The 21,166-nt window shown below is 62.6% G+C and carries 15 protein-coding genes; 4 read left to right on the forward strand and 11 right to left on the reverse strand.

The genetic code is table 11. The features are described from left to right. Positions 1-11: 11 nt before the first annotated feature. The 3 genes from BLT26_RS04355 to trmJ all read right to left on the reverse strand — a co-directional run bounded on the left by BLT26_RS04355 (position 12) and on the right by trmJ (position 2,732). Positions 12-1,226 (reverse strand): IscS subfamily cysteine desulfurase, encoded by a 1,215-nt coding sequence (locus tag BLT26_RS04355; RefSeq protein ID WP_091509140.1) that lies wholly within the window; start codon positions 1,224-1,226, stop codon positions 12-14. Between the two features lie 77 nt (positions 1,227-1,303). Continuing rightward, the gene (gene iscR / locus BLT26_RS04360; RefSeq protein ID WP_091509143.1) at positions 1,304-1,786 is read right to left on the reverse strand and encodes a Fe-S cluster assembly transcriptional regulator IscR; all 483 of its coding nucleotides are present in this window, start codon (positions 1,784-1,786) and stop codon (positions 1,304-1,306) included. 124 nt (positions 1,787-1,910) lie between these two features. After that, positions 1,911-2,732: a tRNA (cytosine(32)/uridine(32)-2'-O)-methyltransferase TrmJ gene (gene trmJ, locus BLT26_RS04365; RefSeq protein ID WP_091509147.1), complete on the reverse strand. Its 822-nt coding sequence runs from the start codon at positions 2,730-2,732 to the stop codon at positions 1,911-1,913. Positions 2,733-2,896: 164 nt separating this feature from the next. Here trmJ and BLT26_RS04370 point away from each other — a divergent pair, with 164 nt between their 5' ends. After that, entirely contained in the window at positions 2,897-3,697 is an 801-nt protein-coding gene (locus BLT26_RS04370) for an inositol monophosphatase family protein (RefSeq protein ID WP_091509150.1), read from the forward strand. 49 nt (positions 3,698-3,746) lie between these two features. On the opposite strand, the gene BLT26_RS04375 is transcribed toward BLT26_RS04370, so the two are convergent. Together BLT26_RS04375 and BLT26_RS04380 are read right to left on the reverse strand one after the other, a co-directional pair. Beyond that, on the reverse strand, positions 3,747-6,779 hold the full coding sequence (locus BLT26_RS04375) for an EAL domain-containing protein (RefSeq protein WP_091509154.1): 3,033 nt from the start codon (positions 6,777-6,779) through the stop codon (positions 3,747-3,749). A gap of 18 nt (positions 6,780-6,797) precedes the next feature. Further along, positions 6,798-8,834, reverse strand: coding sequence for an ATP-binding protein (locus tag BLT26_RS04380; RefSeq protein ID WP_091509158.1), 2,037 nt, complete (start codon positions 8,832-8,834; stop codon positions 6,798-6,800). A 693-nt stretch (positions 8,835-9,527) separates the two neighbouring features. On the opposite strand from BLT26_RS04380, the gene BLT26_RS04390 reads away from it, so the two are divergent. After that, positions 9,528-10,670: an acyl-CoA desaturase gene (locus BLT26_RS04390; RefSeq protein WP_091509165.1), complete on the forward strand. Its 1,143-nt coding sequence runs from the start codon at positions 9,528-9,530 to the stop codon at positions 10,668-10,670. Positions 10,671-10,768: 98 nt separating this feature from the next. Here BLT26_RS04390 and BLT26_RS04395 read toward each other — a convergent pair whose 3' ends face one another. The 6 genes from BLT26_RS04395 to BLT26_RS04420 all read right to left on the reverse strand — a co-directional run bounded on the left by BLT26_RS04395 (position 10,769) and on the right by BLT26_RS04420 (position 18,040). Continuing rightward, a complete protein-coding gene (locus BLT26_RS04395) occupies positions 10,769-11,770 on the reverse strand; it encodes an alpha-L-glutamate ligase-like protein (RefSeq protein WP_091509168.1) in 1,002 nt (333 codons plus the stop codon). After that, positions 11,771-13,303 carry an inactive transglutaminase family protein gene (locus BLT26_RS04400; protein ID WP_091509172.1) on the reverse strand — a complete coding sequence of 511 codons (1,533 nt, stop codon included), beginning with the start codon at positions 13,301-13,303 and terminating at the stop codon, positions 11,771-11,773. A 67-nt stretch (positions 13,304-13,370) separates the two neighbouring features. Then, positions 13,371-14,057, reverse strand: a complete 687-nt coding sequence (locus BLT26_RS04405; protein WP_091509176.1) for an ATP-dependent zinc protease family protein — start codon at positions 14,055-14,057, stop codon at positions 13,371-13,373. 214 nt (positions 14,058-14,271) lie between these two features. Then, positions 14,272-14,595: a YqcC family protein gene (locus BLT26_RS04410; protein WP_091509179.1), complete on the reverse strand. Its 324-nt coding sequence runs from the start codon at positions 14,593-14,595 to the stop codon at positions 14,272-14,274. 49 nt (positions 14,596-14,644) lie between these two features. After that, complete coding sequence (dinG, locus tag BLT26_RS04415) at positions 14,645-16,783, reverse strand: ATP-dependent DNA helicase DinG (protein ID WP_091509181.1); 2,139 nt, start codon at positions 16,781-16,783, stop codon at positions 14,645-14,647. Between the two features lie 87 nt (positions 16,784-16,870). After that, positions 16,871-18,040 (reverse strand): 1-acyl-sn-glycerol-3-phosphate acyltransferase, encoded by a 1,170-nt coding sequence (locus tag BLT26_RS04420; RefSeq protein WP_091509185.1) that lies wholly within the window; start codon positions 18,038-18,040, stop codon positions 16,871-16,873. A 304-nt stretch (positions 18,041-18,344) separates the two neighbouring features. Between BLT26_RS04420 and nhaC the strand changes: the two genes are divergently transcribed. Continuing rightward, entirely contained in the window at positions 18,345-19,817 is a 1,473-nt protein-coding gene (gene nhaC / locus BLT26_RS04425; RefSeq protein ID WP_091509188.1) for a Na+/H+ antiporter NhaC, read from the forward strand. 20 nt (positions 19,818-19,837) lie between these two features. Continuing rightward, entirely contained in the window at positions 19,838-20,890 is a 1,053-nt protein-coding gene (locus tag BLT26_RS04430; protein ID WP_091509194.1) for a DUF3549 family protein, read from the forward strand. Positions 20,891-21,166 lie beyond the last annotated feature (276 nt).

The following is a 21,166-nucleotide window of genomic DNA, read 5'->3' on the forward strand; positions in this document are numbered from 1 at the left end:
TTCACGTGCGGTTAATGGGCGGCCCATTCAATGGAATTGAGGTCGACACCATCTTTGTACATATCCCACAGCGGCGACAGCTCGCGCAGTTTCTCCACTGCCCGGCGCACTTCCGCCGCAGCGGTATCGACGTCCTGCTCGCTGGTAAAGCGCCCGAAGCTGAAACGCAGCGAGCTGTGGGCCAGCTCGTCGTTTACCCCCAGGGCCCGCAGCACATAACTCGGCTCAAGGCTCGCGGAGGTACAGGCGGAACCTGAGGAAATCGCCAGGTCCTTCAGGGACATGATCAGGCTTTCACCCTCCACAAAGGCGAAACTCACGTTCAGGTTGCCGGGCACCCGCTGCTCCACGGAGCCATTGATGTGCACCTCTTCCATGTCCTTGATGTGGTCCCAGAAACGGTCGCGCAGGCGCAGCAGGCGCTCGCGCTCTGCCACCATTTCTTCCTTCGCGATACGGAAAGCCTCGCCCATACCCACGATCTGGTGAGTGGGCAGGGTGCCGGAGCGCATGCCGCGCTCGTGGCCGCCCCCATGGATCTGCGCCTCCAGGCGCACCCGGGGCTTCCGCCGGACGTACAGGGCACCGATGCCCTTGGGGCCGTAGATCTTGTGCCCGGAGAAGGACATCAGGTCCACTTTCATCTCCGCCAGGTCGATCGGCAGCTTGCCGGCGCTCTGGGCCGCGTCCACGTGGAAAATCACCTTGCGGGCGCGGCAGATCTCGCCGATCGCCGCAATGTCATTGATCACGCCAATCTCATTGTTGACGTGCATCAGGCTCACCAGGATGGTGTCGTCCCGCAGAGCCTCCTCAACCTGCTCCGGGTAGACGATACCGTCGGTGCGCGGGTTCAGGTAGGTAACTTCAAACCCCTCCCGCTCCAGCTGGCGGCAGGTGTCCAGCACCGCCTTGTGCTCGATCTTGGAGGTGATGATGTGTTTGCCGCGCCCCTGGTAGAAGTGGGCGGCGCCCTTGATGGCCAGGTTGTCGGACTCGGTGGCACCACTGGTCCACACGATCTCGCGCGGGTCGGCGTTGATCAGGTCGGCCACGTGGCGACGCGCTTCCTCAACGGCTTCCTCCGCTTTCCAGCCGAACAGGTGGGAACGGGAGGCGGGGTTACCGAAGTTGCCTTCCATTGTCAGCTGTTCCGCCATCTTGGCAGCGACCCGCGGGTCAACCGGGCAGGTAGCGGCATAATCCAGGTAAATGGGAAGCTTCATATTCAATTTTCTCCGCGCACTAAATCTGTCGGTTTGCGTGTGCTCTCGGTTTTACATCCGGGTTACACCGGTGCCTGTCACTGCAGGCCGCCGATGACCGCCACTTTCTGCTCCGGCGCCGCCTCGCGCATATCCTGGCGGCGCGCCACTTCCTGGACCTCTGACCGCTCCACCAGGTCGGTGAGGCTGATTCCGCTCAGGAAGTTATGAATCTGTTCGCTCAGGTCACACCACAGGTAGTGGGTGAGGCACTGCTCGCCGCCCGCGCAGTCACTGTTGCCGCCACAACTGGTGGCGTCCACGGACTCATTGACCGCATCGACGATCTGGGCGACAAATATGTCGGCCCCGCCCCTGGCCAGCCGATAGCCCCCACCGGGTCCACGCACGCTGGATACCAGGCCGGACTGGCGCAGGCGGGAAAAGAGCTGCTCAAGGTAAGACAGGGAGATGCCCTGGCGCTTGGAAATATCCGCCAGACTGATCGGGCCGCGATCGGCGTGAAGCGCCAGATCCAGCATTGCTGTTACCGCATAGCGGCCTTTGGTTGTCAAACGCATGTCAGCTCCCGACTGATCCATAGCCCTTTCAACGGGGCGCGAGTATGGAATAACCCACCAACTCAGTCAAGTATATAACCACTTATAGCGGTCGGGTATTAGGTGGTAGCCAGGAACCTCCGCATCACCCCTCCTCCCCGTCCGCGGCAGATGCGTTGTCCGGACGACCCTTTCCCCCGGTGCGGTGGATATAGTTCTGGATCGCGGTGAGCATCCCACGCAGAATCCCCAGCTCCATATCATCCGGGCGCACGCGACTGAACAGCCTGCGAAGGCGGGTCATGGTCTGGCGCGGGTTGTCCGGGTCGATGAAGCCCAGCTCCGCCAGGGCCTGTTGCAGGTGCTCGAAATAGAGCTCCATGTCGCTCGCCTTCGCCGGCGGGCGGTCCCAGTCCGCGTAACTCAGTCGCTCGCCCCTCTGGGCCTCCAGTGCCGCCATCCGCACCTCGTAAGCCAGCACCTGTACGGCAGTGGCCAGGTTGAGCGAGCTGTACTCCGGGTTGGCGGGGATATGCACATGGAAGTTACAGGCCTGCAGCTCCTCGTTGGTGAGGCCGCGGTCCTCGCGGCCGAAAACCAGTGCCACCGGATGGGTCCCGGCCTCGGCGACCGCCCGCTCACCGCACTCGCGCGGCGTCAGCAGCGGCCAGGGGATGCGGCGCTCCCGGGCGCTGGTGGCGACGACCAGGCCACAGTCGGCCACCGCCTCCTCCAGGGTATCTACCACCACAGCCGTTTCCAGCAGGTCGGCGGCGCCCGCTGCTCGCCAGATCGCATTGGCCGCGGGAAACTCGCGCGGGGCGACCAGGTAGAGCTGGCGCAACCCCATGTTCTTCAGGGCGCGTGCCGCGCCACCGATGTTCCCGGGGTGCGCACTGTTAACGAGCACTACCCGCACATTGTCGAGCGCGTCCAGTGGAGCATTGTCGAGGGGGGACTTGGCCATACTGTCAGAATCAATCCGGGCTGTTTGGGGCGCGCGAGTGTAGCAAATCTGGTCGGGAATCCCTACAATCGCGGCGTCCGGCCCGCCCGGGCCCCGGAGATCCAGGGACTCCCTGGTCACTCATCTCCCGCTTTTTAAACTTCACCACTTAGTGCGGACAAGTTATGGAACCCATGCTGAACATTGCCCTGCGCGCTGCGCGCAAGGCCGGAGAACTGATCGAGCGCGCCTGGGAGCGCGATGTGACCAAGTTTGAGGAAAAGGGCCGCAACGATTTCGTCACCGAAGTGGATCGCGCGAGCGAGCAGGAGATCATCTATCACCTGCGCAAGGCCTACCCCAGGCACAGCATTCGCGCCGAGGAGAGTGGCTTCCAGGAGGGTGCAGAGCCCGATTACGAGTGGATCATCGATCCCCTGGATGGCACCACCAATTTCATTCACGGCATTCCCCAGTTCGCCGTTTCCATCGCCTGCCGCTATCGGGGGCGTATCGAGCACGCGGTGGTGCTGGACCCGATCAAGCGCGAGGAGTTCACTGCCAGCCGCGGACGCGGCGCGGCCCTCAACGGCCGCCGTATCCGGGTCTCCAACCGCCAGAACCTTCGCGGTGCCCTGATCGGCACCGGCATCCCCTTCAATGGCCCGGCGCTTGACAATATCGATCCCTATTTAGCGGCCCTCAAGGAAATTGCCGGCCAGACTTCGGGCATCCGCCGGCCCGGCGCCGCGGCGCTGGATCTCGCCTATGTCGCCGCAGGCCGCTTCGACGGCTTCTGGGAGATGTACCTGAACACCTGGGATATCGCCGCCGGCTCCCTGCTGGTTAAAGAGGCGGGCGGCCTGATCAGTGACTTCCGCGGCGGCGACGACTACCTCGACAGCGGCCACCTGGTCTGTGCCAGCCCCAAGGTCTTCAAGCCCCTGCTACAGATCGTGGGTCGTCACCTGGGTCGCGTACGCTGAAGCAAGGCCGTATCGCCCCTCCCGGAGGGGGGGCGCTACCACCGGGCAGTCAGGCGGTGCCCTCGCTCAACGCTTCCGCTTCCACCTGCCCGCCGGCGAGCGATTCAGCCTCGGAAAGGGCCTTTTGCAGTGGCCGTGGATGGCCGATGTAATAGCCCTGCACCAGGTTCACCCCCAGCGCCGCCATCCGCTGCAGGGTGGCCTCATCCTCGACAAACTCTGCCACCGTGCGTGCGCCGAGCCGCTGGGCCACCTGATGAATGGACTCCACAATGATCAGGTCGACGAAGTTCTCCTCCACCTGCCGAACAAAGCTGCCGTCAATCTTGATGTAATCTATGGTGAATGACTTCAGGTAGCTGAATGAACTCAACCCGTTACCAAAGTCATCCAGGGCTATCCTGCACCCGAGTTTGCGCAGGCCGGCCACGAAACGGCTGGCGCTCTCCATGTGGGTGACCATTGCCGTCTCGGTAATCTCGAAGCTGATCCGCTCCCTGGGAATGGGCGTACGGTCCAGCACTTCCAGCAGGTGAACCTGGAATCCCGCATCCCCCAACGCATCAGCGGAGATATTCAGGGCGAAACTGAATCCGGCTTCCGCGATGGCGCCGGCGTGTTTTACCAGGGTCTCATCAACCACCCAGCGGTCAATGGGCAGCATAAGGCCATAGCGCTCCGCCGCCGGTACAAACGCATCCGGCATCAGCAGTTTCCCTTTCTCGTCATACATGCGCAGCAACAACTCGTAGTGGCTGACACGACTGGTATTCGAGGCGTCAGCAATCGGCTGCATATCGAGGGAAAAACGGCTGTTGTCGATCGCGTCGCGGATCACCGAAGCCATGAGGATCTCCCGGTGCTGGTCAACCGCTGCACTCTTTTCCATGTCATAACTGACTGCCGTGCCCCGACGCAGTCGCTTGGCGGAAAAGCAGGCCACGTCGGCCTGGCTCAGGAGGTCCCCGAGGTGATTGTTGTCCGGGCTGATTTCTGTAATGCCCGCACTCGCACCAACATCGTAAACCCGGTTGTTCCAGGGAAACCGCATCAAACCGATGTTGCGTAAAATCGCCTCACAGCGCTCTTTCGCGCGCGCGCGGTCGCAATGACGGAAAAGCAGCCCGAACTCATCGCCGCCGAGGCGCGCAATGCTGTCCGACTTCAGCAACTGGCCACTCAAGCTCTGGCTGATCTCACGCAATAGCCCGTCCCCGGCCACGTGCCCCGCGCTGTCATTGATCACCTTGAAGCGGTCCAGGTCCAGGAAGACCAGGGCATGGCGCGTGCCCCGCTCATTCACGTCATCAATCGCACTCTCCAGCTCACCCTTGAACGCGTCACGGTTGGGCAGGCCGGTCAGACCGTCGTGGGATGCCTTGTAGCTCAACTGCCTGATGAGCTCCCGCTGCTCGCTGACGTCCTGGATAACCAGCACCGCCCCCAGCAGCTCACCGCGCTGCTTCCTCAGAGGGGAGACCGACCAGGTGATGTCATATCGGCGTCCCCCGCGACTGTGCAGGGTGGCCCCTTCGCCTCCATGAATCAGCTGTGACTGGGCCAGGCACTCCGCCACAGCCCCTCCCAATGTATCTGAGCTGCCGCTGGAAATGTTGCAGACCTCATCGACGGGCCGGCCGAGCGCCTCCCGCTGCGGCCAGCCGGTCAGGCTCTCTGCCATCGGGTTGATATAGTTGACGCGCTGCTTCTCATCAGTGGAAATGACCGCGTCGGTAATAGAGGCGAGGGTGACCTGCAGGCGCTCTTTTGCCTCGAGGAGGCTGGCCTCACTGCGCTTGCGCCAGTCGATGTCCTCTACCTGGGACAACATATAGAGCGGTTCGCCGCGCAAACTGCGCGCAACGGAAACCCGGAGTTCCCCCCACACCGCATGTCCGTCACGGTGCTGGTAGCGCTTCTCCACCGAGAACGGCTGGCCACCATTTGCCGCGAACCTCTCCAGCAGGTCGCGACTTGAATCCCAGTCGTCCCGGTAGGTCAGCTCCAGCACGCTTCGACCTACGATCTCGTCCGCTGCATAGCCTAGAAACTCGCAAAAACTGCGATTGACCTGGAGTATCCTGCCTTCCAGGGAAACCCGCAGGATACCCAGCCTGGATTCCTCCACCGCTGCACGAAAGCTGCTTTCCATTTCCACGGAGCGCTCATTGCGGCGGCGCTCGATATTGGTAAACACGGCCACGAGATAGGCGGGAATCACAGCTGCGAAAGTGGCGATCACCAGCTGTACCTGGGACAACTCCAGCCCCGCCGGTGCGGGTTGTGGCAACCCCGTACTGGAACTCAGGTGCATCGCCATGGTTATCGAGGCGATGCAGATGACCAACAGGCTGGCGAACAGGCTGAGGCGGGTAGCCGCCCCCAACAGGACAAGGGAAATAAAAACGAAAGGATAGGCCTTGTATTCAAGCAGCATCCAGGCCAGGGCGGTAACCGCGACAGTTACCAGCGCGAATTCCGCCCAATCCTGCCAGCCGCCCCTCGTCTCCATTGCATCCTCCACCAGCAGCATGATCGGCAGCAGGATGAGCATGCCCATGGCGTCGGCGGTGTACCACAGGGTAAACAGCTCTCGGAAAACGACCTCATTATTGTTCTGCATCACGAAGTAGCAGCCCACACTGGCACTGGCCAGGGGGGGAATCAACGTGGACACGGCGAGGAATCGCATCCACTGCTTCACTCCCATGAAGTAGTCGTGGCGAGGGCAGAACCGTCGCAGGAGGGCGGCCGCAAGAAGAATTTCCGCCAGGCTGCCGATCGTATATTTGGCCGCCATTTCCCATTTCACGCCAAGCCACAGGCCAGCGAAGAAAGATGCGGCAAAAAAGCTTGTGAACAATACTGGCCAGTGACGGACGGGATGGCGATAGAGGTAGGCGACGGCCACGGCGTCACCGAGCCACAGGAATGCCGCGCCACCATCCTCGCTCAGCGCTGTTTTGCTGAACACTATCAGCGCGGCACTGAGCAATGTCAGGGCCAGTGCACTCTCCCAGAGCACCGGCACCGACACCTTCTCGTTGTGCTTATATCCCGGGTATTGAAACGCTGGTAACACTGATTAATCCGTCCTTATTCATTGTTCTGCCTGCCTGTCCTTCGTCAACCGGCCCTCGCCTGCGGCAGGTGCGAGTTCACGATCGAGCTTTCGCGCCAGCTGCACCAGGTCAAACGCCGGCGGCAGCGAGTCAGGGCTCGGGCCCTCGCCCGGCTGTGCCACCTGGATAAACGCGATACTGGCAGTCAGGGGATCCTCCCACAGAATTCGCTTCATGTCCTCAGCCGACATTCCCGGCATACCTTCATCAAAAAGTACTGCATCGATACCCCGGGTACGGGCGAGGAATATTGCCTCCACGGCATCGCTCGCGGCCGTAAACTGCACCTGGGGGGATTTCGAGAGCATCGCCTGTACCCTTTCCAGTTCGGAAAACCGGTTATTCACCAGCATGACCCGGCAGGCTGGCAGTTTTGCCGGTGCCTCGGCGCGGGAGGGCATTTGCATCACCTCGGGAGGTGCATCAATAAGGGGAAAATCGATCCAGAATATGGAGCCCTGGTCCTCGTGGCTGTCAAAATCGATCCTTCCGCCCATGGCCTCGGTCAACCGCTTGGCAATTGCGAGCCCCACGCCCGTTCCCTCTATCTGGCCCCTCTCGGCGCCGAGGCGGTTGAACGGCTCGAAGACTTCCACCCGACGATTCTCGGCGATCCCCTTGCCGGTATCGAGGATGCTAAGGCGGAGCCACCCCTCAGCCTGGGGCGAGAAATTGATCACTACGCGGCCGTTTTCGCGATTGTACTTGACCGCGTTGCCGGCGAGGTTCAACACCACCTGCTTGAACCGGACCGGGTCCGCACAGATGTAGGCGGCCTCCCAGCCGAGAGGCTCGAAAATGATCGTGACCTTACGGGTCTCGGCCAGCGGCTCCAGCAGACGCTTGCAATCCTCCACCAACGCCGCGGGCTTGATGGGCTCCATGGACGGCGCCAGGCGCTGGCTGTCGATCCGTGCCAGTTCCAGCACATCACCGACCAGGTGCAAAAGGTGCTGGCCAGCCCGCCGGATCTCCCCCAGGCGCTGTCGCTGGTCCGGATTCAGGCTCATCTCCAGTTCCACCATCTGGCTGTAACCGAGTATTGCGTTGAGGGGGGTGCGGAGTTCATGACTCAGGCTGAGCAGCAGTTCCGCTCGGACCTTGCTCTCCTTGCGCTGCGATTCCAGCTCCCGCTCGAGACGCGCCTTCGCCTCCCGGTGCCCGGTCACATCCTGGGCCAGGCCCAGGACCCTCACCGGGCTGCCCTCGCTGTCTTTTTGTAACTGCCCACGACAGCGCACCCAGATCACGCCTCCATCGCGGTGCCAGAGGCGATATTCCACGTCGAGGGGCAACTGTTCCGTAACATGGTCATGGAATGCACGCTCCGCCCGGGCGAGGTCCTCGGGAAGGATACGGGACTTCCACAACTTGAGCGCACTGCGCGCATCCGAGCCTGATTCGGCGCCCTCGTAACCGAGCATTTTCCAGCAGGCACGATCCATCACCACCTCGTCCGCCAGCAGGTCCCACTCCCACAGGCCGTCCCCTATGGCGGCAAGCGTCCACAGTGCACGCTCCCCCTGCACCTCAGACTGGTCGCGCATTGTGAGTGGATCAGTGAAGTCGGCGCAGCCGCCGATGACGCCCCTTGCACCTTCACCGCTGCCCTCGGGTCCGCCCGTGCCGATGCTGCGACCCCACCAGCGCAACCACAACTGGCGCCCGTCGCTGGCGAACGCACGGACCGTGATATCGAACGCTTCGCCGGTGGCGGCAACGCGATTGCGGGCGGCGCGCAGCTTTTCCCGGTCCGCACCATGCACCGGGACCAACTGGTCACACTCCCACAGGCTGAGAAATGCTGTCTTCCCGTTTTCGCCAAAAAGCTCCCATATATCGCCCGCGATCCTCACCTCGCCGCTAGACGGTTGCCACTCCCACAGGCCGCAGGCCACCTCACCCAGCAGCTGCCTGATATGGGCAACCTGGTGCTCCATCAAGTCAGCATGGGTGGAGGCGCCTTTTTCCTCGGGAAGTGCGGGCAAGGGATAATCGGTGACTTCGGGAGACATGGCAGCGTGCTACATCGCGTATTTTTATTTGGGTTTCCTGAAGTGAATCACTTATCCGCTGCCAAGAAAAGCCCAACTTCGGGGTGCCCTGCCCGGCCCGCGGCGAGCACGGCCCGGCGGTACTTCCCCGGCGCCCGCCGGCAGGACAAAAAAAGGCCCCGCAAAGCGGGGCCTGAATCAGCGATGATGAGAGAAAACGGGAAGTCACGCATTAAAAGCTTTGCCATAAACCCGTGATTGCTTCCCGTGACGAGCGCCTTGCAGCGACTCGCACTAGCTACCCTGCAACCGCTGTGCCAACTTTGCGATTTCGCCGGTTTCTGCCCATATGCCGGCTCCCGTTGTAGCAGGCAGGCGGAAAGACTTTCCTTCAGGGGCTCCGCTCCCCCTTCCCTTTCTCCGCCTGCGGGGGTGGCCCGGGGGCAACCCTGGTCCAATCCGGCCCAATCATCTGCCTAAATGCACCAATAGCAGGCAGGAATGACTGGCCAGGGGTGATAATTCCCAAACTTTCGCGCCGGGACATGTCATACCACCCGGGATGAGGTAAGATCTTGAGACCAGTGGCGACTGCATGACTTCCCCATACCCGCTACACATCGAGTACACCGCAGGGATCAATACACCGCAGGGATAGTTCGCGCGGGTTCACCGGGCAGGCCACTGGTTTTAGCGTGTAACAAAGGTTGTTCTATGAATGCAGTATCCGAGGCCCCCCGCATCTGGGTCACCACAATCCTGTTTGCCAGCACCGCCCTGGCGGCGCTGATCCTGGTGCCGCTGTATGGCTTCCTGGTGGGCTACCACTGGTACCAGTGGCTGGCCTTCGCCGTCTATGGCGCCCTCTGTGGCCTGTCCATCACCGCTGGCTACCACCGGCTATGGTCCCACCGCACCTACGAGGCCCACTGGAGCCTGCGCCTGCTGTTCGCCCTTTTCGGCGCCGCTGCGCTGCAGAACAGTGTACTGGTATGGAGTTCCGGTCACCGTCGCCATCACCGCCATGTGGACGACAATGATCACGACCCCTACTCCGCGCGGCGCGGTTTCTGGTTCTCACATATCGGCTGGATGCTGCGTGAGTACCCCAGCGGGCAGGAAAACTTTGACAATGCCAAAGACCTGCAACGCGACAAGATCGTGATGTGGCAGCACAACCACTATATCCCCATCACCCTGGCAATGAACCTCGGGCTGACGTTCCTGCTGGGCTGGGCCACGGGCGATATCATCGGCATGCTGCTACTGGCCGGCGTCCTGCGCATCGTGGTGAACCATCACACCACATTCTTCATTAACTCCCTGGCCCACATCTGGGGCCGGCGCCCCTATACCGATGAAAATACCGCCCGGGACAACGACCTGCTCGCGTTTTTCACTTTCGGGGAGGGCTACCACAATTATCACCATATCTTCCAGACCGATTACCGCAACGGCATCCGCTGGTACCACTGGGACCCGACCAAGTGGCTGATCCGCACCGCGAGCTGGCTTGGGCTCGCACGCAACCTGAAGACCGTCCCGGACATGCGTATCCAGCGCGCGATGCTCACCATGCAGTTCAAACGCGCCGAGCAAAAACTGCAGCAGTCTTCCCACAAGGACAGCTGGCGCCAGTTGTTGGAAAAAGAAGCCCAGCAGTTCTCCGAGGCGCTCGGCGAATGGAAGGAGTTGCAGTCGCGCCGTTACGAGAACGCTCGTGAGCGACTCCTGGCCCGCTGGGAAAGCGCGGCCATTCGCACGCGCGTGAAAGAACTGGAATACAGCCTGAAAATGCAGCGCAAGCGCCTGCAGATCATGATGGAGCAGTTCCACCTCTGCCCGGCCACTGCCTGAGGGCGGTAGCCGGCCGGCACAAAAAAAGGGCGGTCCCCGCGGGGACCGCCCTTTTTTTGTTGTCTGTGGCGAAGCTGTAGTCGCTCGCTCGCGCCGGGCTAGCTCTCCGCGGCGGAAAACTGCTGTACAGAATAGGCCACCCGCTCCTCGACGTTGCGCTCCAGGTCCTCGATATCCATTTTCTCTATCAGGCGCAGGCGACTGCGCAACCCCACCCCATTGGCGATCTGGATCGCCAGGCCGGGGCGGGCGTTGGCCTCCAGCAGCAGTGGGCCGCGCCGGCGGTCCAGGACAATATCGCACCCCAGGTAGCCCAATCCCGTCATCTCATAGCAACTCGCCGCCAGCCTCAGGAGGTCGCGCCAGCCGGGCACCTGCAGCTTGTCGAAGGGCATTTCGGTATCCGGGTGGCGGTTGATGCGCAGCCCGTTCTGCACCGCGTGACAGCTCTTGCCGGAAGCCAGGTCGATGCCCACGCCCACCGCACCCTGGTGCAGGTTCGCCTTGCCGTCGGACGAGTGCGTGGAGCAACGCAACATGGCCATTACAGGGAAACCGCGGAAAACGATCACGCGGATATCCGGCACGCCCTCGAACGAATAGTTGTCAAACACCGGGTCAAAATCGACCAGGGCCTCGATCATCACCCGGTCGGGCTTTCCGCCCAGGCTGTACAGGCCGCTGTGGATGTTGCTGACATGGCGCAGGATATCCATCGCGGTGACCTCGGCGCCGGATGGTTTGACGTAGTTGGGCCCGTTGCGTCCCACCACCACCAGGATGCCCTTACCGCCGGATCCCCGGGCAGGCTTGATCACGAACTTCCACAGCGGCTCGATAACCTCCATCACCCGGCTGCGGCTGGGCTGGGTCTCGAAGGCAGCGATCAGTTCCGGCACCGCAATACCCGCACGGCGGGCCGCACGCTTGGTATTGAGCTTGTCATCCACAACCGGGTAGAGGCGCCGCTCGTTATATCGCGCAATGTAATTCACATTGCGCGCATTCATGCCCAGCACCCCCATGCGGCGCAGTGCCAGCGGGGAAACCAGTCCGCCGCGAAGCTTGGCGCCAATTCGGGACAGCGAGAAAGCGTTCATCTAGCGCACCAACTGCCGGAAGCGCATCAGCTCACCGAGCCGGTAGCCGGTGTAGTTGCCGACAATAAGGATGAAGCCCAGCAACGCCAGCAGCAGCTCGGGGAAGTTGAACGTCCAGTGCTCGATATAACTGTTGGTCATTACCCAGTACGCAAGCACGGCAACCAGCAGGCTCCCCCCGGACTGCACCACCACTTCGTAGGGGCCATCCTCCTCCCATACGATGGACATGCGCTCAATGGTCCAGGCGAGGATGATCATCGGGAAGAAGGTAACCGTGAGGGCCTGCTCAATCCCGAGCTTGTAACTCACCACACTGATCGCGGCCATCAATATCACTACCGTGACCACGACCGCAGCGATCCTGGCCACAAGGAGCAGGTTGAGCCTGCTCAGGTAGAAACGCACCCACAGGCCCAGTACCAGGATCAGTACGAAAATGGCCAGGCCCGTGAGCAGCCGGGTCTCGATGAAGGCAATGGCCAGCAGTACCGGCATAAAGGTGCCGGAGGTACGGATGCCGACAAAAACCCGCAGCAGCACCACTACCAGTGCGCCCACCGGTACCAGCAGGATCAGCTTGAAGATGCTCTGTTGCTCGATCGGCAGGCTGTAGATGGAGAAGTCGACCAGGGCCTCCTTTTCATTGCTGGTGCTGAGCATGGCCACGTCGCGGGCCGGCACATCATTCGCAATTACCGAGAAGGTCACCCGCGAGTCGCTGCCGCCTTCCACGTCGAGCAGGCTCTTGCCACCGCGCTGCCAGATGAAAAAGTTCCTCGGTACCCCGGGAGAACCGGTGCGCGGCTCGAACACCACCCAGCGCTTGCCGTCATACACCTCCAAAAGGTCCTCGGGGTCCAGGCGGCGGCGGTCGTCTTCCAGGTAGAGGCCGCGGATCCGGTGGGCGGGAATCTCGGCTGCCGACAGCATCAGCAGCGCGACGTCCACCAGGGAGCGGTCCTTGTAATAGCCGAAGATCAGGTTGCGGTCCTGGTTGCGGGTATCGCCGAGGGCCGTGAGCAGCTGGGTCGTGAAGGTCTTGGTGTCGGAAGACCGCTCATGTGCGGATTCCACCATGGAGTAGATAGCCTGGCGCACCGCTTCCTGCTCACGGGCTCCCAGGAATGGCTTATCCACTTCGGTGCTGAGATCGAGGGGCTGCTCCAGCGGGGCGCCGGGGGTCTGGTGGACGTCGAGCTGGTAAAAAAGCGACTGGCTGCCGCTGGCTTCACGGCGCGACCACACCGCGCGGTACTCATCGTCAGCCCGAATGATATTGAAACCGAAGCCGGAAGAACTGAAGGTCTCGCCCAGCACCTCCATGTTGCGTTGTTCACGCGGCAGCGTGAGAGAAGCCTTCGCGGGCCCGCCATCGGCGTTAAAGCGCACTTTTGCCTCAATGGTCCAGACGGTCCGGTATTCTCCCGGCAGCAACGGGAACCCCAGCTCCCGGTTCTTGTAGATGGTCAGGCCCGCGCCCATCAGCGCGAAAAGTACAGCGAGAATATAAACCTGAGCGCGAGGCGACATCCGCCATTCCCCATTTCAATACTAACGGCGGCTACAGTCGCGACCGCCGTCGTTCCAGTTGTCAGTGTTATTGAGCGACGGGAAGCCTGGGCTCACCCTGGACCTCGCGCCGACTGACATCCACGACAGCGGCATCCTTGAGGAAATTGCGTCCTACCAGCAGCAGGTAATCCATCCCGCTGCGCTCGGTGAGGTTGACCTCCACCATGTGGGTGATATCCCCAACGGTAAGGCTCATGTTGACGATGGGCCGGCGCTGGCTGTCAAAACCCGGGCGCTGCACCCGCACATGGCGTTTGATTGGCAGTTCCACGGTCACCGGCTCGTCCTCAGCAGAGGCCGCCAGCTTGAACCTGACCCACTCCTTGCCGTCGCGCTCAAAGGGCTTGAGGTCGTTTACGCTCAGCGATGAAGTTGCGGCACCGGTATCGATAAGGGACTTGAGGGTCAGGCCGCCGGGCTCCAGAGCCACTATTTCCACCTCACCCAACACCAGCTTGTCCTTGGCAACGGGCACTTCGACTACCTTTTCGTAGGTTCGTTCGATCACCCGCTCAACGACTTTCACCTCCGGCTCGGCGCACACCACCTGCTGGGGCTCGGGACACTGGGCCGGCGCGGGAACATCTTCCGGCAGCGGCTGCGAAACAGTAGTTCCGGGTTCGTCAGACCAGGGGCCGCGCAGAGTAAAGGACTCGCAGCCCGCCAGTAATTGTGAGGCCAGCAACAGACATAAAATGGGAAAAAACCGCATTTTTGCTTACTACCTTAGGGCCGTTCGGCCAACCTGTGCGACGTTCGCAATTTTCTATCCCTGTTTCTTATTCGGCCGGAGAATCCCTGCCCGGCTTGGTATAAACCGAACATACTACCGCATCCGGCCCCATGCTGAACAGTTGTCCACCGCTCTCCCCCTCCCGGCGCCCCTCATTCCGCGACGGCAGCCAGCCGGCGGTCGGGTAGCGCGATTACCCCTTCTGCAGCCGGGAATCGATGTCCCGCAACAGTGCAATCAGCTGGCGGCCGTCATCGCGCTCGCGGAAAAACTCTTCCGCAATCGGGGCAATCCCGCATTCGCGGGGCAGCGGGCCGCCCGCCTCCACCAGCTGGGCCATGCGCGGGATAAAGATGAACTGGAGCCACTGCGGCAGCGTCAGCGTGTCGACGCAAAACGGCTCGCGACTGGCAAGGGCTTCCGGCGCAGGGGATTCCGCCTGCCAGAGCGACATACGCCGCAATTCCGCCTCCAGCTGAAGGAGCTGCTCGGCGATTTCGATGTGGATTCTGCTCATAGGTGATCCGCTTACTTCAGTCTATGGGTCTGCGCGGCCGTTACCGCGCCTACTCGATGCGGCGCCGGAAGGGTGGCAGGGAGTCCAGCATGGCACGGCCGTAACGGCGCGTAACCACCCGCCGGTCCAGCAGGGTGACAGTACCCTCGTCGCGCTCGGTGCGCAGCAGGCGACCGCAAGCCTGCACCAGCCTGACTGCCGCATCCGGGACAGTGATCTGCATGAAAGGGTTCCCTCCGCGGGCCTCCACCCACTCGGCCAGGGCCGCCTCGATGGGATCGTCCGGGACGGCAAAAGGCAGCTTCGCGATTACCACATGGCGACAGTAGTCGCCCGGCAGGTCGAGCCCTTCGGCAAAGCTGGCGAGCCCGAACAGCACGCTGCTGCCACCGCCATCCACGGTCTCGCGGTGAATTTCCAGCAACTGCTGGCGCGAGCGCTGGCCCTGCATCACCACCCGGTTGCGCCAGGTGCCCGGCAGCGCCTCGTACACGGTCTCCATCTGCCGGCGCGACGAGAACAGCACCAGTGCCCCACCGGGGCCCTGTAGCAGCTCCGGCAGGCTGTCGATCACCGCATCCGTATGGCGATCCGCATCCCCTGCGTCGACAGCCGCGGCAGGTACCTGAAGGGTAGCCCGGGAGAAATCAAATGGGCTGGGCACCACTTCGTAGGCGGCCCGGTCCGGCGTGCCGGCGCGCATCTTGAAGCGGTCGAAGCGACCCAGCGCGGTCAGGGTGGCAGAGGTCAGCACCGCGCCGTAGCAGCGCCGCCAGAGACTGTACTCCAGCGTTTTGCCGGCGAGGATGGGTGAGCTGCACACCTCAAAATCGAATGACCCGCCCCAGTCCACCAGGGTGACCCAGCGCGCCTGGGGCAGTGCCCCTGCGGCGTCCGGGCGGGCATAGTTGGCCCACAGCTGCAGGTTGGCCTCCGCGCGGCTGTACCAGCTGCCGAGCACCGGGTACCACCGCTCCAGGTCCACTGCCGGCACCGGGCTGTGGGGATCCTCCAGCAGTTTCTGGGCTGCCTGGAGCATTTTGCCAAACAGGGTCTCCAGCTCGTCGAAATCGTCGCGCAGGGTCTCCGCCATGCGCATCAGGCCTTCGGGCACCACGCCCCCCTCGAAGCGGTGTTTCACCGTGTTGCCGCGCTCATCCTCGAACTCACAGGTCTCCTCGAGCATTGGCCACAGCTGCTCCAGGGACTGCTTTGCGGAAGCCAGCAGGGCCGGCAGTTCCTCGCCGCAGCGGTCGATCTGGGCACCATCGCCGATCTCGCCGAGCATCTGCCCCAGGTTCTTGTTGGCCTGGTCCAGCCAGCCAGTGGAAGCACCCACACGGCTGTGGTGGGAAAAGTGATTGAGCGCCTTGTCCGGCAGGTGATGCGCCTCATCCAGCACATAGATGGTCTCTTCCGGGGCCGGCAGGATGGCCCCCCCGCCCAGCGCCAGGTCGGCCAGCAACAGGTCGTGATTGGCCACTATCACGTCGGTCTTGCCCAGGCTTTCGCGCGCACGAAAGAAGCTGCAGTTGCCCACGTGGGGGCAGCGGCGCCCGCTGCACTGGCGGTGATCAGTGGTGACGCGGCTCCAGTCCGCCACCTCGATGGTGTCCGGCCAGTTGTCGCGATCGCCGTCCCAGCGGCCGCCGGCCAGGCTCTCGGCCATCTCCCGGTACAGCTTCACCCCCGTCTCCCCTACCTGGGGCAATTCGTCCTCATACAGCCCCATGCTGGTACCTGCACCACTGCTTCCCAGTTCGGCCAGCAGCTGGTCCAGCTTGCTCAGGCAGAGGTAACGGCCGCGCCCCTTGGCGAGACTGAAATCGAACTCCAGGCCGCTGTGGCGCGCCACTTCCGGCAAGTCCTTGTGGATGATCTGCTCCTGGAGGGCGACGGTAGCGGTGGAGATGACCAGTTTCTTGTCGTGGGACTTCGCCAGGGGGATGGCCGCCAGCAGGTAGGCCACGGTCTTGCCGGTGCCCGTACCCGCTTCCACCACGCAGATGTGCTCGCCGTCGGTCGCCGCGCTGTCCCGCTCGCCGTTGGCATCACGCTCGATGGCACCGAGCGTGCGGGCGATAGCCGCGACCATCAATTTCTGCCCGTAACGGGCTTTGAGTTCACGGCCGGCCAGGAACTCACTGTAGGCGGCCTGGATGGCCTGTTTGTCTTCTGTGCTTAACACGGTATCGGGCAGCCGGCAGGTGATGGATGGTCAGAGGGCGGCATTATCACCCATGCGACTGCCGCTCTCCACCATATAAGGAGCCGGTCACAGGTAGGCGAGCTTGGATATGACCGGATTGGCATAGGCGCGTATCGCCTTGTCGCGCCAGCGCTCGTCGATACGCTGCATGCGCTCTTCGAACTTGCGCCGGGTCTCCTCGTGCTCATCCGGATCCCAGCTTCGGGCCGGCCAGCACACGGGCAGGTCGGGCACCTCGCCGTAGATCATCTCGTAGGCGATCAGGTTGGTGGGGTGCAGGACGTAATTGTCGATGATCTGCCGGTCGATTTCCTCTGCCAGGGCGCTGACGTCATGGTAGTCGCCCACGATCGGGGTACCGAACGCCGCGTGCACATGGCCCTTCTTGCCCACCACGCCCTTGGCGATTGAATTCAGGTCCTCGTGCTTGCCCTTGCGATAGCCCTCGGGATGCTCGGCAAAGTAGAGCTCACGCGCTTTCTGGCGGTCGCACGGATCCCACTCATAAGAAATCGCCAGGGGGACAATGTGCAGCTTGCGCCAGAACTCGGCAAACGGAGTGTCCTTGTCCTTGGTCATGGCAAACATGGCGGCCAGTGCCGGGTTGGTCCGATCCAGGCCGTCCTTGGCACGGCCGGAGCGCTGGGCGATCCACACGTGCTCGTTCTCATTCACCACCGAGTGGTAGATGTAATTGGACAGCTTGGTGGCCGACTCGAGTTTTTCCCGGCGATTGCTCGACTTGCGCTTGACGGTGAAGCACTTGTTGAGCTTCATGATGTCGGTGGCGAACTGTTTGGTCAGCAGGTTGTCACCGATAGCGATACGGGCAGTCTCATGCCCCTCCTTGTACATGGCCAGGATGGCGAGCGCCGGATCCATGGCGATATCGCGGTGATTGCTGACGAACAGGCAGGCGCGGTCCTTGGGCAGTGTGTCGAGGCCGGAGATGGTGAGCCCGTCGCTGGTACGGTTAACCGCCATTTCGAGGTACTTGGCCACCACTTCCTGTACGCCGCGTACATCGCGGGCATTGCGGAACTCGAAGCGCAGGAACTGGCGCACCAGCCACGCGATGGGCCCCTCGAGCCTGGCCAGTTTCGGCACCAGGAAATGGGCTGCTGCGTGGGACATTTCCGGGTCGCTGATCAGGCGCTTGAGGGCTTCGCGCACCTCGTCGTCGCGATATGGACGAATATCCTCGAACTGCGAGGGATCCAACTCACTTGCTCTCATGGACTCACTACCTGCCACCTGGCGCCGCCCGAGCGGGAGCGCCGTATTATTCGGGCTCATTCTTATTTGGCGCCGGACCGTTTCAGGGGCCGGTCCGGGTACAGTATCTACTACGCCGGGAAACCCCGGCCGGCGGAGAACATACCGGAAGCGCCGCCGAACTGCCAGCGCCGCACGCGACCAGTCGGTGTGGACAGCAGCCACCCCACCCGTGAGAATAGGACGCCAGCGCCAGCGGCGCCCACACAATGATAACGAGAATGGCCCCACGTAAGGCCAGCGAAGCAGATTTAGGAGTCACCCCTTGACCGAGCCCAGAACCCCCCCGCCCGAGCAACAACCGAGCCTGCTGGACGCCCTCACGCCTCTGCTGATTCTGATCGCCCTGCTGTCGCTGTCGGTCTTCTTTTACGGCGCCGACTCGTCCTATGGCCCAAACCAGATTGCCCTGCTGCTGTGTGCCGGCGTGGCGGCGCTGATGGGAATGAAGAACGGCCACTCCTGGCACGACATGGAGGCCGGCATGCTACACGGCATTGGCCTGGTGTTCGGCGCCATCCTGATCCTGCTCGCGGTCGGCGCCCTGATCGGCAGCTGGATCCTCGCCGGCACTGTTCCTTCCATGATCTACTACGGGGTGCAGATCCTGTCCCCGCAGTGGTTCTATGCCGCCTCCTGTATCATCTGTGCGATAGTCGGCCTCAGCATCGGTTCCAGCTGGACCACCGCCGGCACCCTGGGTGTGGCCCTGATGGGCATCGCCGGCGCCCTCGGCCTGTCCCCGGCCATCACCGCCGGCGCGGTCATCTCGGGGGCCTACTTCGGCGACAAGATGTCGCCGCTCTCCGACACCACCAATGTCGCCGCGGCGGTGACCTCCAACGACCTGTTCCTGCATATCCGCAACATGCTCTGGACCACCATGCCGGCCTTCGCCATTGCGCTGGTGGCATTCGCGCTGTTCGGGCTGACCGCAGACACCGGCAACGCCACGCCGGCAGACATAGAGCAGCTCCTCGGCGCCCTGCAGCAGGAATTCAATATATCCATTGTCAGCATGCTGCCCCTGGCCCTGCTGCTGTTCATGGCCTGGCGCAAAGTGCCCGCCTACCCGACCCTGCTGATCGGAGCCCTGGTGGGCTGCGCCATCGGCCTGATTTTCGAGCCGGAGACGGCGCGGCGCCTGGGAGGAGAAGGCCCGCTGGCCGGTCTCAAGGGGGCCTGGTACAGCCTCTTTGATGGCTACAAGTCCAGCTCGAGCAATGAAGACGTGGCCGCCCTGCTCTCCAAGGGCGGCATGAGCAGCATGCTCAACACCATCTGGCTCATCATCTCTGCCATGGCTTTCGGCGGCGCCATGGAACGGGCCGGTTTCCTGGAGCGTATCGTCAACTGGACCCTGTCCAGGGTGAGGACCGTGGGCGGGCTGATCACCTCCACAGTGCTGACCTGCTTTGGCATGAATGCCGCAGCCGGCGACCAGTACATGGCAATCATCATTCCCGGCCGGATGTTCCGCGGCGCCTTCGCCGAGAAGGGCCTGCACGGGCTCAGCCTGTCCCGCACCCTGGAGGACTCCGGTACCATCACCTCCGTGCTGATCCCCTGGAACACCTGTGGTGCATATATGAGCGCCACCCTGGGCGTGGCCACCTTCACCTATGCGCCATTCGCCCTGTTCAATATCCTCTGCCCGTTGCTGGCCATCGCCTATGGCTGGATGCACTTCAAGCAGATGCCACTGGACGCGACCGCTAACGCCCAACCGGCAAGGTAAGAAGGACTGGTTAAAGCCCCATGACTGACAGCAGCACTCCCGGGACCCTCACCGGGCTGATTACCGAGGCCCGGTTCAAATCGCGCTGGTTCGATCTCGGCCGCCGTGTGCGGCCCGTTTCAGCCAGTGACGTAGAAGCATTCGAATCAGGTTCCGCCGCCTGGCCATATCCATACCTGCGGGAGGCATGGACCGGCCTGCTGCTGTGGCCTGAGGAAGGTGGCGAGCCGGCGGTCTGGTTCCTCCGCCAGCCCCTGGACGAGCAGGGCAAATTGCGCCTGGCAGCACGCGACCAGTTTCTCGCCCTGCTCAACCAGAAGCTCAGCGGGGGCGACGGCAGGGATGCGGGCGAGCAGCTAGGACGGGCACTCGAGGAGAGCGACCTGGTCTATTCGCCGGCCCCGGAGCGCCAGGCTACATTTCACGCCAAGGCTGCCCGATTGCTCCATCGTCCCGCCAGCAATCACCTGGCAGCGGTCCTCGAGTACTTTCGCGCTCCCCACTCCGCTTCCTGGCAGGAGCTTGGCCTTCAGGGTATTGCAGACCTGGCCGCTCGCTGGGAGGAGTACGACGCACTACTGCGCGGCGCCATCGACAAGCTCGCGACACCGGTGCTGGTCAGCCTGTGCCAGAGCCTGGAGAGTGAATCCATCGATCACCGGCTCGCGCAAGCAGTAATCCACCGGGCCGAGCGGGAGCTCGCCAACCCAGCCCCGGAAACCGCGATCATCGCCGCCGCGGTGCGGGCCATTTCCTTTTCACCGGCCAGGGGCATGCGACAGGATTTCCTGCAGCAGGTGCTGGGGAACGATCGCTCCTGCGCCGGGGAAGTGCTTGCCGCTATTGGCAGTCGCTGCCCCGAAGATCTCCAGGAGCATGGGCTCGCCGCGAACTGGCTTGCCCGGCTCGCCGCCTGTGGGCAACAGCAGACATTCAATTTATTGCTGGCGGACCTGATGTTCCTTCCCGATGTCCGTGCCGCACTGCTGGACGCCCTCCGCTCACCCGACCGCCCGGAGTCCCTGGCACAGGCGTTCGGCACCTTTTTACACGGACCCGGGCCGACCCACTGACAACCCGCGCCTTCCTCCAGCCTAATTTGCCGCGTCCGCTACCCTGACAATACCGGTGCGACATCGGAAAACCTCGCCAGCCGGCAGCGGCAAACATGAATTCTCCATCGGCCGTGCAGCAACGAGGGAGCGAGCCGGAATATTTTCCAGCTCGATAAAAAAATCTGTGCGCCCTGCAATGGGCCAGCACATCGAATGGCGGGAAACACTGTAAATATAGGTGTTTTCCCACGCCAAACTGGCGCGCGTTTTATCCTGAGTTCACCGCTGGCAGCT

The sequence above is a fragment of the Microbulbifer yueqingensis genome, from assembly GCF_900100355.1.
GTDB lineage: Bacteria > Pseudomonadota > Gammaproteobacteria > Pseudomonadales > Cellvibrionaceae > Microbulbifer > Microbulbifer yueqingensis.

Coding starts and splice junctions, on each gene's coding strand:
- BLT26_RS04355 (WP_091509140.1), bottom strand. CDS start 1,226: ATGAAGCTTCCCATTTACCTGGATTATGCCGCTACCTGCCCGGTTGAC.
- iscR (WP_091509143.1), bottom strand. CDS start 1,786: ATGCGTTTGACAACCAAAGGCCGCTATGCGGTAACAGCAATGCTGGAT.
- trmJ (WP_091509147.1), bottom strand. CDS start 2,732: ATGGCCAAGTCCCCCCTCGACAATGCTCCACTGGACGCGCTCGACAAT.
- BLT26_RS04370 (WP_091509150.1), top strand. CDS start 2,897: ATGGAACCCATGCTGAACATTGCCCTGCGCGCTGCGCGCAAGGCCGGA.
- BLT26_RS04380 (WP_091509158.1), bottom strand. CDS start 8,834: ATGTCTCCCGAAGTCACCGATTATCCCTTGCCCGCACTTCCCGAGGAA.
- BLT26_RS04390 (WP_091509165.1), top strand. CDS start 9,528: ATGAATGCAGTATCCGAGGCCCCCCGCATCTGGGTCACCACAATCCTG.
- BLT26_RS04395 (WP_091509168.1), bottom strand. CDS start 11,770: ATGAACGCTTTCTCGCTGTCCCGAATTGGCGCCAAGCTTCGCGGCGGA.
- BLT26_RS04400 (WP_091509172.1), bottom strand. CDS start 13,303: ATGTCGCCTCGCGCTCAGGTTTATATTCTCGCTGTACTTTTCGCGCTG.
- BLT26_RS04405 (WP_091509176.1), bottom strand. CDS start 14,057: ATGCGGTTTTTTCCCATTTTATGTCTGTTGCTGGCCTCACAATTACTG.
- BLT26_RS04410 (WP_091509179.1), bottom strand. CDS start 14,595: ATGAGCAGAATCCACATCGAAATCGCCGAGCAGCTCCTTCAGCTGGAG.
- BLT26_RS04420 (WP_091509185.1), bottom strand. CDS start 18,040: ATGAGAGCAAGTGAGTTGGATCCCTCGCAGTTCGAGGATATTCGTCCA.
- BLT26_RS04430 (WP_091509194.1), top strand. CDS start 19,838: ATGACTGACAGCAGCACTCCCGGGACCCTCACCGGGCTGATTACCGAG.